The organism is Nocardia sp. AB354, from assembly GCF_049538315.1.
GTDB lineage: Bacteria > Actinomycetota > Actinomycetes > Mycobacteriales > Mycobacteriaceae > Nocardia > Nocardia nova.
This window is the reverse complement of sequence record NZ_JBMVFU010000037.1, coordinates 30266-44542: the sequence shown is the minus strand read 5'-3', so window position 1 is coordinate 44542 and position 14277 is coordinate 30266. Positions and strand designations below refer to the sequence as shown.

Genomic DNA, 14277 nt, shown 5'->3' with positions numbered 1-14277 from the left:
AGGATGCACCCGCGCCGCGAGTACGTCCAGCCCCGGCGGGCAGTCGCCGGGCGCTCAGCCCGCCACCGCACGGCGGCCGAAGCGAGTGACCTCGATCAATCGGCGCAGTTCGGCGTTGAACTCCGCACTCGCCTCGACATTCGCCAGATGTCCGGTGGCGAAGACCGAATAGCGATCCAGATTGCCCGCCGCGGCGAGCTCGTCGGCGATCTTGCGCGACATGCTCTCCGGCAGCAGATTGTCGTAGGCCCCGGCCACGACACTGGTCGGGATGCACAGATTCGCTGCGGCGCCGTGAATTTCGAGTTCGATCAGCGCCAGCGCGTACTTCGCCCGCACCAGCGGACGGCAGGAGCGCACGATCGAGAGCCCGAAGTCCACCTGATCCGCTGTGGCGTACCGATTCATGATGCGCGCCTTGAAGATTCCGCGCACCGGAGCGCCGGCCGGGAACGGCACGGGCTGGCCGAACAAGGCGCGGCCCAGCCAGTCGGGGGCCGGGACGATGTCGTTGAAGATCGGCAGAACCCGGGTTTCGGCGGCGATATCGCCCGCCGTCGTGGTCAGCAGCAGGGCCGCGCTCGCGCGCTGCGCCACCTGCTCCGGATGGAATTTGGCCCAGGCCTGAATCGTGATGCCGCCCATGCTGTGTCCCACCAGGACGGCCTTACGTCCCGCCGGCACAACCGCGTCCAGGACGGCGCACAGATCGTCGGCCAGCTGTTCGGCGTCGAACCGGCCCGTCCCCAGGGTGCTGTCGCCGTGACCGCGCTGGTCGAACGCGATCACGCGGTGGTCGCGGGCGAAGGAGTTGATCTGCGGGTTCCAGTATTCGAGGCAGCAGGACCAGCCGTGCACGAAGACGATCACGTCGCCGTCGGCAGGGCCGTACGCGTGTACCCGCAGCCGGGCGCCGTCGGTCGTCGTGACCGAGACGACCTCTGCGTCGGGCGCGCAGTTCAACTCGGCCGTGCGGTAGGTACGCGAACGCATTTTCGCGCGGTATCCGCCGGTCAGAGCGCCGATGCCGGTCCGAAGGGCGGCAACGTTCTCGGGCAGGTTCACCAGCATGAGCACTCCTTTGTGTCCTACCGCACGTTACCGCGCTAGCAACGGTGCTTGCTAGTGCAAGCAGCGAAGAATTTCCGGTTTCGCACTTTTGTCCGGCGAAGCCGCACCTCAGCGCTGCTCACACCCCCACAGAGACCGAATACCCATTCCGCCCAACGGCATTCACATCCGCCGGCGCAACGTCCCACTACCCGCTTCTATCGGCCGGCGCCACAGAAGTGCTACGCCGAATTCGCCAAGCGGTTGCCGAACCGGCTAGGCGGTCGCCTCGCGCACGTGCCGCGAGACGTACGTCTCGTCCAGCACCTCGGCGAGTTCATCGTTGAACGCCTCGTATGCCTCGACATTGCCGAGGTGGCCGGTCGGCAGTTCGACCAGCTTGCGGAACGCGCCGACCGAGCGCAGTTCCTCGGCCAGGCGCTCGGAGTGCACCGGCGGCGTCATATCGTCCACGGAACCGGAGATCACCGTGGTCGGCACGGTCACGCAGCGGGTACAGCTCTGCAGGGCCAGTTCGGCCAGCAGGAAGCCGAAGCGCGAACGCACGCGCGCCGGGCAGGAGCGCACGATCGCCAGGGCGAAATCGACCACCTCACCGGCCGCGGCCAGAGTCATGATCTGGCGGCGGAAGATCCACTTCACCAGCCGGATCGGCGGGAACACCACCGGCAGGCCGAGTCCGAGGCGGCCGATCGGGAACGGCAGCGCGAGCGGACCGCGATTGAAGCGCGGCACCACGGTGGTCTCGGCGATCAGGTCACCGGAGGCGGTATTGGCCAGCACCACCGCATCGGCCCGCTCGGCGACCTGCCGCGGATACCGGCCGGCCCAGGCCTGAATGGTCATTCCGCCGAGACTGTGCCCGACGAGGACCGCGCGCTGACCGGGGCGCAGCATGGCATCCAGGACGGCCGCGAGATCGTCGGCCAGCAGATCGGTGGACAGCGGTGCGGTGCCGGATTCGCTCTCGCCGTGACCGCGCTGGTCGTAGGCGATCACCCGGTATTCGCCGGCGAAGGCGTTGATCTGGGGATTCCAGTATTCGATGCAGCAGGTCCAGCCGTGCGCCAGCACGATCGCCTCGCCGTCGGCGGGGCCGTAACTGTGCACGCGCAGCCGGGCGCCGTCGGACGCGGTCACCGCGGTCACCTCACACGGCACCGCCGGGGAATTCAGTGCGGGCAGGTCGTAGGACCGGGTGCGCAGTGCGGCGCGATGGGCGGCCGGCAGCCCGCGGAGACGCTCCACGATCCCCGCCACCGTGCTGGGCAACGTTGCCTGCATGAGAACACTCCTTTGTGTGTTACTGATCGATACAGTAACCCGAAGGAGTGGGTGCTTGCTAGTGCAAGCGCGGGGTTCGCTGTTTCACCAGCGCGGACCGCGCTGAATTTCGTCGACCTTAGGCCGCACATCGGCCAGATAGATACCCGTGGCGATCACCGCGGCGATCCCCAGCAATCCCACCGGCGTGCGAGCGAGCAGCAGGAAACCGAGGGCGACCGCCAGAATCGACACCCAGATCGGTTTGGTGAGTTTGTCCACGGCCGTGAACGCGTCGGCGCGCTGCCGGATCGCATGCACCAGCGCGAAGATGGTCGCGGCCATCGCGGCGAGCCAGAGCAGCCACAGGATTGCACTAGTCAGCTGGTACACAGCACCCATGATAGAAGCAACGCCCGCATGCGGCAGTGCGCATGCGGGCGTTGCGGGATCCGGTACGACCCGGATCCGTGTGACGGTTCCGGATTACCCCTCGGCCGGTCTTTGCTGCGGCCGAATTACTTCTTGGCCGGAGTGGTCTTCTTCGCGGCGGTGGTGGTGGGCTTGGCCGGCGCCTTCTTGGCGGGGGCCTTCTTCGCCGGGGCCTTCTTGGCCGGGGCGGGCTCCTCGGCGGCAGCCTCGGTGGTCACCGCGACGACCTCGGCGTCGACGACCGCGGCGGCCTCGTCGGCCTGCTCGGCCGCTTTACCCAGAAACCCGCGAGCCTGATCGGACACCTTGGTCAGCACATCCTCGGCCCGGGTGACGACATCGGTGTAGATGTTCTCCACCTTGTCGAAACGCTCGTCGAAGCCGGGGTTGGAACGCAGCCGGTCGACGGTCTCCTCGCCGCGTACGGCCAGATCCGAGTACAGATCCACCAGCTGGCGGTAGTACTGGTCGACCAGCTTGCGCAGCTCCTCCGGGGTGAACTTCTCGCGCAGTTCGGCGAGGTCGTCCGGCAGTTCGGAGGGCAGTCCGGTCAGGCGGCCGCGCAGCGTCTCGATCTGATCCTGCACATCGGCCGGCAGATTCGACAGGCGCTCGCGAGCCTCCTCGACACGGGAGTTCACATCGACGGTGGCGGCGCGGTCGCGGACGCGGTCGACGATGTCGTTGACCGCCGCGTAGAGCGCGTCACCGGCTCCGACGGTCGCGTAGATCGGCTTGGTCACAGTGACGTTGGGCTGGGTCATGGTTGTTCGCTCTCCTGGCGTGGCGAGATTTCGGTAGTGCTGCCATCGGTGGCATGGTGCGGAACCTCGTTGTCCCTTGGGCTTTCGGGTGCACCGCCCCTCGGGCTCTCGGGCACACCGCCCCTGCTCCCCCCTGGAACGCCCCCCTCGGATTCCCCCTGAACGGATTCCGAGACGTTCCCTCCGTTGTCGTTCCCCCCGTTTTCGCGGCGGAACGATTCGTAGATGTCCAGGAGCACCTGCTTCTGCCGTTCCGTGATGTCGGTATCGGCCAGCAGTGCGTCCCGCACCGGGCTGTGCTCTCTCTGTTCGAGATAGCCGGCCCGGACGTACAAGACCTCCGAAGACACGCGCAGACCCTTGGCGATCTGCGTGAGTACCTCGGCGGACGGGTTGCGCAATCCGCGCTCGATCTGACTCAGGTACGGATTGCTCACCCCCGCCAGCTGTGCGAGCTGACGCAACGAGACCTGAGCGGCCTCCCGCTGCGCCCGGATGAAGCCTCCGATGTCGTGCGCCGCGTTGGCTACGCGACCCACCCGGTCTCCGGGAACCGCAGACGTCTCTGCGGTTTCCCCCGTGTTCCGATCAGAAACCTCTGGTTCCTGTGCCATCACACTGCTCACCTTCCGGCGGTTGTACGGTCGATTCTAAATGAGGGTGCTAACTCTTGCAAGCACCCCTGTTAGCACTATTTCAGCAAACTTCGGGCAGCGGCCGTCAGAAGCCTGGGAAGAGTAAATGGGATACGGCGTAAATCGCCAGGCCGGCAAGTGATCCGACCACCGTTCCGTTGATCCGGATGAATTGCAGATCCCGCCCCGCCTGCAATTCGATCTTGCGACTCGCCTCCTCGGCATCCCAGCGGGCAACCGTGTCGCTGATCAGGGCCGCGATCTCGGAACCGTAGTTGGCGACGAGATATCTCACACCGCGTTCAACCCAAGCGTCCACTTGTTTTGTCAGTTCGGGTTCGTCGACCAGACGCTGACCCAACTGCTGCACATTCTCCGAGATCTTGCGGCGCAAGGTGCTGTTCGGATCGTCGGCCGATTCCAGGATCATCCGTTTGGCCGCACGCCAGGTCGCACGCGCCATTCCGGTTATTTCCTCGCGCCCCATGATCTCGGCCTTCACCCGCTCGGCCTTGGCGATCATCGCCTCGTCGTACTGCAGATCGCGAGCGAAATCCTCGAGAAATCGGTTCGCCGCCATTCGCACTTCGTGATCGGGTTGTGAGCGAATCTTCCAGGTGAATTCCACCAATTCCCGGTAGATCTTCTCCGAAAGCAGGATATTGGCGAATTTCGGCGCCCACGACGGGGCGTCGCGCATGACGATCCGGTCCAGGGTCTCCTGACTCGCCAGCGCCCACTGGTGGGCGCGTTCGGCCAGCAGATCCAGCAGCGGCTCCTGCCGGTTCTCGGCCAGCAGTTCGGCGAGCACCCGCCCGATCGGCGGCCCCCACTGCGGTTCGGCGATGCGCTTGACGATGGTCTGGTCGATGACCTGCTCGACATCGGAGTCGCGCAGCGCGCCGATCACCGCACGCAGAATGGTCGACGACTCCTCCGACACCCGCGCGGCGTGCCGGGAATCGGCCATCCACGTTCCGAGGCGCAACGAGATCTGCGCCGAATTCACCTTCGTCGCCACGGTGTCGGGCGAGAGGAAATTGGTGCGGACGAAATCGCCCAGGCTGGTGCCGAGCTGATCCTTCTTCTTGCGGATGATCGCGGTGTGCGGAATGGGCAGGCCCAGCGGATGCCGGAACAGCGCCGTGACCGCGAACCAGTCCGCCAGCGCGCCGACCATGCCGGCCTCCGAGGCCGCGCGCACGTAGCCGACCCAGCTGCCGCCGATACCGTTCGAGCCGAGCCAGCAACAGACCAGATAGACGACCGTGGCCGCCACCAGGAAGCCGGTCGCGACCATCTTCATCTTGCGCAGATCGCGTTTCTTCCCGGATTCGTCCATCAGGTCGGCGAACGAAGACGGTGGTCCGGGCGCGCCCCGGGCCGAGGACCGTGTGGCATTTCCCACTCCCGCCCGCGTATCGGGGTGCGCGTTCGCTTCCGCCAGGACGGGGGCGCTGCCGGCAGATTGCTCCATATCCCCATTCTGGCCGGAATATCGGCGTCGCCGGCGTGCGCCCGCTCACCCCGCGCCGGGCGAACGCCCCAGGGCCGAGAGCCGGGCCACTCGGCGAACCGGGAACATCACCTCGGCGAAGGACTTAAGCTGGTGGTGCCCTTATCCCCGGATCCAGGAGTCCCCTCGAGCATGACCACACATCGTGCCGCGAGCGCTGCCGTCGACTCCGCTGCGGTGCGCCCCGGCCGGGTGGACGGTCGCAAGCGGCGCTGGCACCAGCACAAGATCGACCGCAGGGAAGAACTCGTCGACGGCACCCTCGCCGCTATCCGCAAACGCGGCGGCGATGTCGGGATGGACGAGATCGCCGCGGAGATCGGCGTATCCAAAACCGTCCTCTATCGCTACTTCTCGGACAAGTCCGATCTGACCCGCGCCACCATGGAACGGTTCATCGAGACCACGCTGATGCCGCGGATCTACGAGGCGATCAGCGACGACGCCGACGAATATCAGCTGGTCCGCAACACTCTGGCCGCCTATGTGCACACCGTCGAGGCCGATATCGACGTCTACCGCTTCATCATGGGCAACGGCTCGACCACCGACAAGTCCAGCCTCGCCGATTTCGAGAAGCTGTTCGCCGACGTGGTTTCGGTGGTGGTGCAGTCCAAGGCCTTCGATCGCGGCGTCGACACCGAGGGCGTGCTGCTGTATTCGTACGTGATCGTCGGCGGTGTGCAGCTGGCCACCGACTGGTGGATCAGCAACCGTTCGATGTCGGCCGATCGCATGCTCGACCATCTGGCGATGATGGTGTGGAGCGCCATCGAGGGCATGGTCCGCGCGGGTGGTTCGCCGGAGAAGTTCAACGCCGTGCCGCACGAACTTCCCGAGGCCGACCTGGGCTGATTCGCCCGCGAAGGAATCCGTGCTCGCCGTCTATGGGCCGACGGCTCGCGCTTGGCTACGCTGAAGACCGGCCAGGCGGGGCATCAACGGAGGTCATCAATGGCGAAAGAGCTGCCGACGTCGCGGCTGGCGCGGGGGACGAAACTGGGTGTGGCCGTCGCCGGCAACGTCTTACGTGCGCAGAAGACCCGCCGTTCCATGCGCGGACGCTCCGAAGCGGTGCGCGAGCGGATGGCCGAGGAGTCGATGATCCGCGCCACCGAGCAGATGGTCATGGTGCTGGGCACCATGAAGGGCGTGGCCATGAAGCTCGGCCAGATGCTCTCGGTGCTGGATCTGGATCTGGTTCCGCCCGAACATCGCGAGCGATTCCAGCGCCGGCTGGCCGTCTTGCGCGACAGCGCGCCGAAGGTCTCCTTCGACACCATGCGCGGCGTCATCGAGAAGGATTTCGGCCGCACGCTCGAGGAGCTGTTCGCCGAATTCGAGGACGAACCGATCGCGGCGGCCTCCATCGGCCAGGTCTACCGGGCGCGGCTGCACGACGGGCGCGCGGTCGCGGTGAAGGTGCAGTATCCGGGCATCGATACCGCCGTGCGCGCCGATCTGAAGAATCTCGCGATGTTCCGCCGCGTCCTGCAGTCGGCGATGCCGTGGGTGACGCCGGCGGTCCTCGACGAACTGCGGCTGAACCTCGAGAGCGAACTGGACTACGTGGCCGAGGCGCATACCCAGCGCGAGGTGGCCGAACTGTTCGCCGACCATCCGTTCATCGTGGTCCCGGCCACGATGCCCGAGCTGTCGAGTACGCACGTGCTGGTCAGCGAGTATTTCCCCGGTCGCGGTTTCGAGGAGATCCGCCGATTGCCGGAGGCCGAACGCGACCGGGTCGGCGAGATCATCTACCGCTTCTACGTCGGTTCGCTGTTCACCTTCAACGAATTCTGCGGGGACCCGCATCCGGGCAATCTGCTGCTCGGCGAGGACGGCCGGGTCGCCTTCCTGGATTTCGGGCTGTTCAACCGGATGGATCCCGAACACGTCCGGTTCGAGGCCACCTGCATCCGTGCGGCGGCCGAGGAACGTGCCGAAGATCTGCGCCAGTTGATGATCGACCACGGCATCATCGATTCGCCGGAGGAGATCACCCCCGAGGACTGTCTGGAGTATGTGCTCGCCGCGTGCGAGTGGGCGCTGATCGACCAGGACCTGACCATCACCCCCGAATTGGCCAGCGGCGCCTTCGTGCTGGCGGTCGATCCGCGCGCGAGTGAGTACGCCGGGATGAAGCAGCAGAATCTGCCGCCGGAACATCTGTTCTCCCGGCGTGCGGATTTCCTGACCTTCGGGGTACTCGGCCAGCTGGAAGCGACCGGGAACTGGCATCGGATCGCCCGCGAGTGGCTCTACGGTGACGACCCGGTGACCGAACTCGGTAAGCAGCACCACGCCTGGCTGGCCCGGCGCGGCCTGCCGCGCAAACCTGCCAAGCGCGCCGCGCCACGCAAAGCCGCCGGCGGAAAACGTACCAGCACAAAGTAATCGGCCACCACGAGAATGGGATGGGCATGACCGACAGGGAATTCGACCTCGTACTGTTCGGCGCGACGGGGTTCGTCGGCCGGCTGACCGCGCAGTATCTGGCCGAGGCCGCGCCCGCGGATGCGCGTATCGCCCTCGCGGGCCGTTCGCCGGAGAAACTCACCGCGGTGCGCGACGAACTCGGCGGCGGGGCGGCGATCTGGCCGCTGCTGGTCGCCGATTCCTCCGACCAGGCGGCACTGGACGCGCTGGCGGCCCGGACCAAGGTCGTGGTCACCACCGTGGGCCCGTATCTGCGGTACGGCCTGCCCCTGGCCCAGGCCTGTGCGAATGCCGGCACCCACTACGCGGACCTCACCGGCGAGCCGCTGTTCATCCGCGAATGTATCGATCGGTTCGGCGATCGGGCCGCCGAAACCGGCGCGAAAATCGTGAATTCTTGTGGCTACGACTCGATTCCGTCGGATCTGAGCGTTTATCGGCTCTACCGCCGGTCGGTCGAGGACAACACCGGGGAGCTCACCGACACCACCCTGGTGGCCTGGCTCAAGGGCGGCGCCAGCGGCGGCACCATCGACTCCGGGCGGGCGATGATGGAGGCCATCGCCACCGATCCGGCCAAGGGTTCGGTGCTCTCGCACCCGTATTCGCTGAGCCCCGACAAGTCGATGGAACCCGATGTGGGCCGGCAGTCCGATCAGGCTCTCTCGCGCGCCTCGGCCATCGACCCCAGCCTCGACGGCTGGGTCGCCACCTTCGTGATGGCCGCGCACAACACCAAGGTGGTGCGGCGCAGCAACGGCCTGCTGGGCTGGGTGTACGGCAAGAACTTCCGCTATCGCGAGGTGATGAGCGCCGGAAGCTCGCCGGCGGCACCGCTGGTCGCCGCGGGTATGGCGGGCGGCATCGTCGCCACCATGACCGCGGGCGCCCTGCTCTCCCGCGTGTCGGTGGGGCGCCGGCTCCTGGACCGGATCCTGCCGAAGCCGGGCACCGGCCCGGGCGAGCAGGCCCGCCGCAGTGGCTGGTTCACCATGAAGACCTTCGCCGACACCACCTCGGGCGCACGGTACGTCTGCACCTTCGCCGGACAGGGCGACCCCGGCTATCAGGCCACCTCGGTGATGCTCGGCGAGGCCGGACTGTGCCTGGCCTTCGACGAACTCCCGGAATTGGCGGGCATCCTCACGCCCGCCTCCGCCATGGGCGATCCCCTCACCGATCGCTTGCGGCGGGCCGGGATGACCATCGAGGTCGAGCGCGCCTGAACGACGGAAGAGCTTGCGGCGGCAGGCCCGTTCACAGATCGTCGGGCAGTGAACGGGTCAGCCGCCACAGCGTGCGCACCGCCGCGCCGTCGAGCATGCCGACCTCGTCGAAATAGCGCAGCATCGGCTCGGACAGGAAACTCATCGTCCGCCGGTACTGCGGGCCGGTGAAGGCCGCGGCGAATCCGCGCCGGGGGTCGATACCCACCGCGCGATAGACCTGCGGATTGACGAGCATCGGATACAGCACCAGCGCGAAGTAGGCCAGCAGGAGTTGATGCGGCAGCCGCTGCCACCGCGAACGCCGGGCCATCCCGCGCGCCAGCGCATCGCGGGCGAAACCGATGTGCCGCGCCTCCTCCAGCACATGAATCCGCATCAACTGCCGCACATGCGGCTGAACAGTGCTGTCGGCCATGGCTTCTCGTTGACCGCGATCGAGGATCTCCTCGATCAGCAGGGTGCCGGCGTAGACGACCGGACCGATCGGGAAGTGTTCGGCGACGCGCAGCTGCATCCGGTTGAGCGCCACCGGCCGATACGGCGGTATTCCGGTCTTGTCGATGAGCCGCGCGAACATGATCGAATGGCGCGCTTCCTCGCTCAGTTCGGTGAGCGCGTACATCGCATGCTGCGAGGTCGGGTCGCGTGCGACGATGCGCAGCAGATACTTGCTGAGCAGCCCCTCGGCGACGATCCCGAACGACAGCAGGCTCACCAATTCGTGTTTGCCGAGTTCGATCCGCTGCTCGGCAGTGAGCCGATCCCACAGCGGAGTGCCGTAGAGCGAGATCCGGTGTTCGGGCAGCCACGCCTTGTCCGGGGCCCACGGCTGCTCCCAGTCGATGTCGATATCGGCGTCGTAGAAGTGTTCCGCCGACGAGCGAAGCAGCCGCTGGGCCACGCGCTCGCGCCCGTCGAAACCGTCCTCCGCGAGATTGTCGGTGTGCTGTGTCATCGGCTTCACCGTTCTGCCGCTACGCCGCGGCCGGCGCGTTGTCCGTGCTCACCGTCGGCGCATTTGCCGACCGATGTGAGCGGTGGCACACTCGATATTACCTATTACTCATTGTCACGGCTATAGCGCGGCAGGACCTGACGCGCAGCTCGGAAAGGCGATCATGCGGCAACCCGATGCGGATTATCTGGGGCCGGCCGTCGTCGTGCTGGACGATCGGGAGTTCACCGTCCGAGTGCGGCTGCGCGGCCACCGCCAGCCGATCGACGGCATCTACCGCTGGTACGGACGCGTCGACCCGGATGCGGCGCTGGATGCGGCGGCCGGCAACCGGAAGCGGCGCGTCACGTTGCGGACCACCGAAGGCGCCGCGAACGCGATCCTCGGTGATCGCGACTTCTGGGGGCGACTGCGGCTCGTCGGGCACAGCGCACCGCCGTACCGGATCTCGACAGCAGACGACCTCGACGCGAGGATGACCCGGTGAATCTCGCACGCCGCACCATGAACAATCCGGTCTTCGCCCTGCTCTACGAGCGGGCGTGGCGGCCGACCAGTTTTCTGCTGGCCACCGGGCGCACCATGCAGGCCGATCGCCGTGACGCGGTGCGGACCTTGCGCCTCGACGCGGGCGACCGGGTGCTCGACATCGCTTGCGGGCCGGGCAATTTCACCCACTACCTGAGTGAACATATCGGCCCCGGATACGCGGTGGGAATCGATTTCTCGGTGCCGATGCTGCGGCAGGCCGTCGCCGACAACTCCGGCCCGCGGGCCGGCTACGTCCGCGGCGACGCTCGCCGGCTTCCCTTCCCCGACAACAGCTTCGACGCGGTCTGTTGTTTCGGTGCGCTGTATCTGATTCCCGATCCGCTGACCGCCGCCGCCGAGATGATCCGGGTGCTCGCGCCCGGCGGTCGTATCGCGATCAGCACCAGTCACCGCCCGCAGGGCTGGGTGGGCGAGGTCTCGAGCGCGGTCGGCGGGGCGGGCGGGCTCCGCGTATTCGACCTCGACACGTTCCCGAAACTGTTCGCCGAATCCGGGCTGGTGGATATCGTGCAGGAAGTGCACGGCCTGCTGCAGTACGTCAGCGCCCGGGCGGCCGACGCCGCCTGAAACAGACAGCGCCACAGTGATTTACACATTTTTCGCGCCCATCGATGTGCGCATTCACAATGCGTCGCCACGCGCCCGGCGACCGCTGCTCCGGTAAGCTCGCTCGCGGGAAACTCTCGGGCGGAAGGGGATCATCACGGTGCCGATTCCGGAGACCGGCCAGCATCTGGCGCGCGAGTTGTACGCCGCGGCAACAGGTTCCGGAGCGGAGGTGTTCGAGATCGCCGAGGACACCGCGCGCAATCTCGCGGCGGCCTGCGACCGTCTCGTCGAGGATCTCCATGCCGCTCGCAGCAGCGGCGCCGTACCGACGGCGGTGCGCGGCTTCGGCGAACTCGCCTCCGGCCGGTCCCTGGCGCGCGGATTCTCCCGCAAAGGAGGCGAATTCCTCGACACCGTCCTCTCGTTCCAGCAGACGGCACTGCTGTTCAAGGCCGCCTATCTGGCCGCGGGGAAACACTTCGACGAGGCCGAGGCCGCCAACCGCGCGGCGCTGGCGCTGATCCGGCCCGAGCCGGGAGTGTGAGGTGACCGACGCATCGCATGTCGATCCGCCCTTCGTCGCGGATCGGGAGGTGTACGGCTCCTACAGCCACCGGCAACTGTGGGAGCTGGTGCACGAGACACTGGATCCGGCCGCGCTCGGTGAGGCGGCCGCGGCCTGGCAACAGCAGGCCGACGCCGTCGCCGCGGCGTTCCGGACCTTCGCCGAGGCCACGCACGCCGAATTCGAGCATTGGTCCGGGCGAGCCCGCGCGGCGGCCGAACCCGCGACGGCGGCGTTCGTCGAACGAGGCGCCGCCGCGGCCGAGGTCTGCACCCGGCTGCGGCAACTGCTGGAGGCCGATGCGGAAGCGGCGCAATCCATTCGGGACGCCCTGCCCGCGCCGCGGGCCTATGTTCCGCTGCCCGACCCGGTCGCCGAGGTGGTGCACGGCGGCGCCCGCCGGATGACCCACGACGTCGCCGCCGCCGCGGCCCTGGCCGACGCCCGCGACATCATGACCTTCCGCTACAACAGCACCCTGGTCGCCTCCGGTGACCGGGTGCCGCGCTTCGTTCCCGCACCCCGGCCGGATTCGGGTGGGGGTCATCCGTAGTGAAGTGGGTGCTGACGCCGGACGAGTTCGCCCACGTCTGGGCCACCGAAACCGATCTCGACCGCCGTCCCTATCCGGTGAACATGATCCCGGAATCCACCGTGCGCACCGAATCCGAATATGCCGCACTGGGTTTGCGCACCCGCTATGCGCGCAACACGGATCCGGATCTCACCGCCGCACTGCTGCTGTGCACGCGGCCGGACGCCACTACGATCACCGTCTCCGGCCGGCGCTCCACACCGGCGGACGAGCCGGAACTGATCCTCGCCTTCGCCGCCGTCGTCCATCGGCACGCCGGGCTGCTGATCGCGCGGCCCGACGCCGTCACGGTCGCCGTCTGCCACGCGCGCGGGGTGGGCGAACGGCTGGTGGCCGCGATCGGCTCGGCGCCGGCGGGCACACGCGGGCCGATGCGCGAACCGCAGCACGCGGTGCTCGACATCGGGACCGACGCCCATCCGGGCGGCGATATCGACACACCGCAGGATCCGGGCGCCGCCCGCTTCCGCCGCACGCTGCGCGCCCCGGTCGACGCGCGCGGATTCATCACCGTCACCGTCGCACCTGACAATCCCATGTCGCCGCCGACGCGGCATCGCACCTGGCTCGACATCACCGGCGACGGACGTTATCTGCTCACCACGGCCGCCGAGCTGGTGCTGACCCCGGTCGACGACGCCGAATTCGCCGCACAGTTGACGAGACTGGCCGGAATCGGCTGACTCACGGGCACGATCACCGCCCGGCTGTCGGGGCCGCCGACCATACTCGACGGTTATGGCGAAATCTCCGTGGACCGAACCGCCCACCACCGCGTTGCGAGCCGCCGGGGTCCGGCTCGATTCCTACGACCTGTCCGCGACGCCCGGATTCACCGGCGACAAGAAACTCGGTGAGCAATTGCTGCCCGAACGCGGCCAGGTGCTGTCGGAGCTGCAGGAGATGCTGTTCGCGAACGGCCGCTCGGGTGACCACCGCAACCTGCTGCTCATCCTGCAGGGTATGGACACCGCGGGGAAGGGCGGCGTGGTGCGCCACGTGATCGGCATGGTCGACCCGCAGGGGGTCCGGCATGCCGCCTTCGGCGTTCCCACCGCGGAGGAACGCCGGCACCACTATCTGTGGCGAATCCGCCACCGGCTGCCGGCCGGCGGTCAGATCGGCGTCTTCGACCGGTCCCATTACGAGGACGTCCTGGTGGTGCGGGTGCAGAACCTGGTGCCGCGCGAGGAATGGGAGTCGCGCTACGACGAGATCAATCGGTTCGAACGGGAAATCACCGAGGCGGGCACGACGATCGTCAAGGTCGCGATGTTCGTCTCGCTGGAGGAACAGAAGCGCCGCCTCGGCGAACGGCTGGAACGCTCGGACAAGTATTGGAAGTACGACCCGAGCGATATCGACGACCGCGCGCTCTGGCCCGACTATCAGCAGGCCTATCAGGACGTACTGGACCGCACCGATACCGACCACGCGCCGTGGTTCGTCGTTCCGGCCGACCGGAAGTGGTTCGCCCGCCTGGCCGTCACCGAACTGCTCATCGATGCGCTGGGTGGTCTGAAGCTGGGCTGGCCCGCGCCGCAGTTCGATATCGACACCGAGAAGGCGCGGCTCGCCGCGAGCTGATCGGCACGGAGACGCCGGTCACCACCGCGGATATTTCGGCCCGAATCTCGGGGATCTCTCAGGTTGACCGGGAATCATGTGGTGCCGAGTGTGCCTCGTGCGGCCGCCCGCCCGCGATGCGGCAC

General features: G+C 67.3%; 16 protein-coding genes. 9 read left to right on the top strand and 7 right to left on the bottom strand.

Features of this window, described 5'->3' with window-relative positions; translation table 11 throughout:
• Positions 1–54: 54 nt before the first annotated feature.
• The 6 genes from ACPCUW_RS33320 to ACPCUW_RS33295 form a co-directional block, all read right to left on the bottom strand.
• A complete protein-coding gene (locus ACPCUW_RS33320) occupies positions 55–1071 on the bottom strand; it encodes an alpha/beta fold hydrolase (protein WP_063016285.1) in 1017 nt (338 codons plus the stop codon).
• A gap of 255 nt (positions 1072–1326) precedes the next feature.
• The gene (locus ACPCUW_RS33315; RefSeq protein ID WP_423429276.1) at positions 1327–2355 is read right to left on the bottom strand and encodes an alpha/beta fold hydrolase; all 1029 of its coding nucleotides are present in this window, start codon (positions 2353–2355) and stop codon (positions 1327–1329) included.
• 84 nt (positions 2356–2439) lie between these two features.
• Positions 2440–2736, bottom strand: coding sequence for a DUF2516 family protein (locus tag ACPCUW_RS33310; RefSeq protein ID WP_030516156.1), 297 nt, complete (start codon positions 2734–2736; stop codon positions 2440–2442).
• Positions 2737–2852: 116 nt separating this feature from the next.
• On the bottom strand, positions 2853–3530 hold the full coding sequence (locus tag ACPCUW_RS33305) for a hypothetical protein (protein WP_064909210.1): 678 nt from the start codon (positions 3528–3530) through the stop codon (positions 2853–2855).
• A complete protein-coding gene (locus ACPCUW_RS33300; RefSeq protein ID WP_245008092.1) occupies positions 3527–4144 on the bottom strand; it encodes a helix-turn-helix domain-containing protein in 618 nt (205 codons plus the stop codon). The genes ACPCUW_RS33305 and ACPCUW_RS33300 overlap by 4 nt, the downstream gene beginning before the upstream one ends.
• Positions 4145–4250: 106 nt before the next feature.
• Complete coding sequence (locus ACPCUW_RS33295) at positions 4251–5507, bottom strand: DUF445 domain-containing protein (RefSeq protein ID WP_245921877.1); 1257 nt, start codon at positions 5505–5507, stop codon at positions 4251–4253.
• Positions 5508–5813: 306 nt separating this feature from the next.
• On the opposite strand from ACPCUW_RS33295, the gene ACPCUW_RS33290 reads away from it, so the two are divergent.
• From ACPCUW_RS33290 to ACPCUW_RS33280, 3 genes are all read left to right on the top strand, one after another.
• Positions 5814–6536 carry a TetR/AcrR family transcriptional regulator gene (locus ACPCUW_RS33290; protein ID WP_423429274.1) on the top strand — a complete coding sequence of 241 codons (723 nt, stop codon included), beginning with the start codon at positions 5814–5816 and terminating at the stop codon, positions 6534–6536.
• A gap of 99 nt (positions 6537–6635) precedes the next feature.
• Entirely contained in the window at positions 6636–8078 is a 1443-nt protein-coding gene (locus tag ACPCUW_RS33285; protein ID WP_063026993.1) for an ABC1 kinase family protein, read from the top strand.
• A gap of 20 nt (positions 8079–8098) precedes the next feature.
• Positions 8099–9346, top strand: a complete 1248-nt coding sequence (locus tag ACPCUW_RS33280; RefSeq protein ID WP_423429273.1) for a saccharopine dehydrogenase family protein — start codon at positions 8099–8101, stop codon at positions 9344–9346.
• A 31-nt stretch (positions 9347–9377) separates the two neighbouring features.
• Here ACPCUW_RS33280 and ACPCUW_RS33275 read toward each other — a convergent pair whose 3' ends face one another.
• Positions 9378–10304 carry an AurF N-oxygenase family protein gene (locus ACPCUW_RS33275; protein ID WP_423429271.1) on the bottom strand — a complete coding sequence of 309 codons (927 nt, stop codon included), beginning with the start codon at positions 10302–10304 and terminating at the stop codon, positions 9378–9380.
• 163 nt (positions 10305–10467) lie between these two features.
• Here ACPCUW_RS33275 and ACPCUW_RS33270 point away from each other — a divergent pair, with 163 nt between their 5' ends.
• From ACPCUW_RS33270 to ACPCUW_RS33245, 6 genes are all read left to right on the top strand, one after another.
• On the top strand, positions 10468–10791 hold the full coding sequence (locus ACPCUW_RS33270) for a DUF4873 domain-containing protein (RefSeq protein ID WP_423429270.1): 324 nt from the start codon (positions 10468–10470) through the stop codon (positions 10789–10791).
• Positions 10788–11423: a class I SAM-dependent methyltransferase gene (locus tag ACPCUW_RS33265; RefSeq protein WP_423429269.1), complete on the top strand. Its 636-nt coding sequence runs from the start codon at positions 10788–10790 to the stop codon at positions 11421–11423. Before ACPCUW_RS33270 ends, ACPCUW_RS33265 begins: the two co-directional genes overlap by 4 nt.
• 139 nt (positions 11424–11562) lie before the next feature.
• On the top strand, positions 11563–11949 hold the full coding sequence (locus tag ACPCUW_RS33260) for a hypothetical protein (RefSeq protein ID WP_063016243.1): 387 nt from the start codon (positions 11563–11565) through the stop codon (positions 11947–11949).
• A gap of 1 nt (position 11950) precedes the next feature.
• Complete coding sequence (locus tag ACPCUW_RS33255; RefSeq protein ID WP_423429268.1) at positions 11951–12523, top strand: hypothetical protein; 573 nt, start codon at positions 11951–11953, stop codon at positions 12521–12523.
• Positions 12523–13248 carry an ESX secretion-associated protein EspG gene (locus ACPCUW_RS33250; protein ID WP_030516144.1) on the top strand — a complete coding sequence of 242 codons (726 nt, stop codon included), beginning with the start codon at positions 12523–12525 and terminating at the stop codon, positions 13246–13248. The genes ACPCUW_RS33255 and ACPCUW_RS33250 overlap by 1 nt, the downstream gene beginning before the upstream one ends.
• A gap of 55 nt (positions 13249–13303) precedes the next feature.
• Positions 13304–14152 carry a PPK2 family polyphosphate kinase gene (locus ACPCUW_RS33245; RefSeq protein ID WP_423429267.1) on the top strand — a complete coding sequence of 283 codons (849 nt, stop codon included), beginning with the start codon at positions 13304–13306 and terminating at the stop codon, positions 14150–14152.
• Positions 14153–14277: the final 125 nt, after the last annotated feature.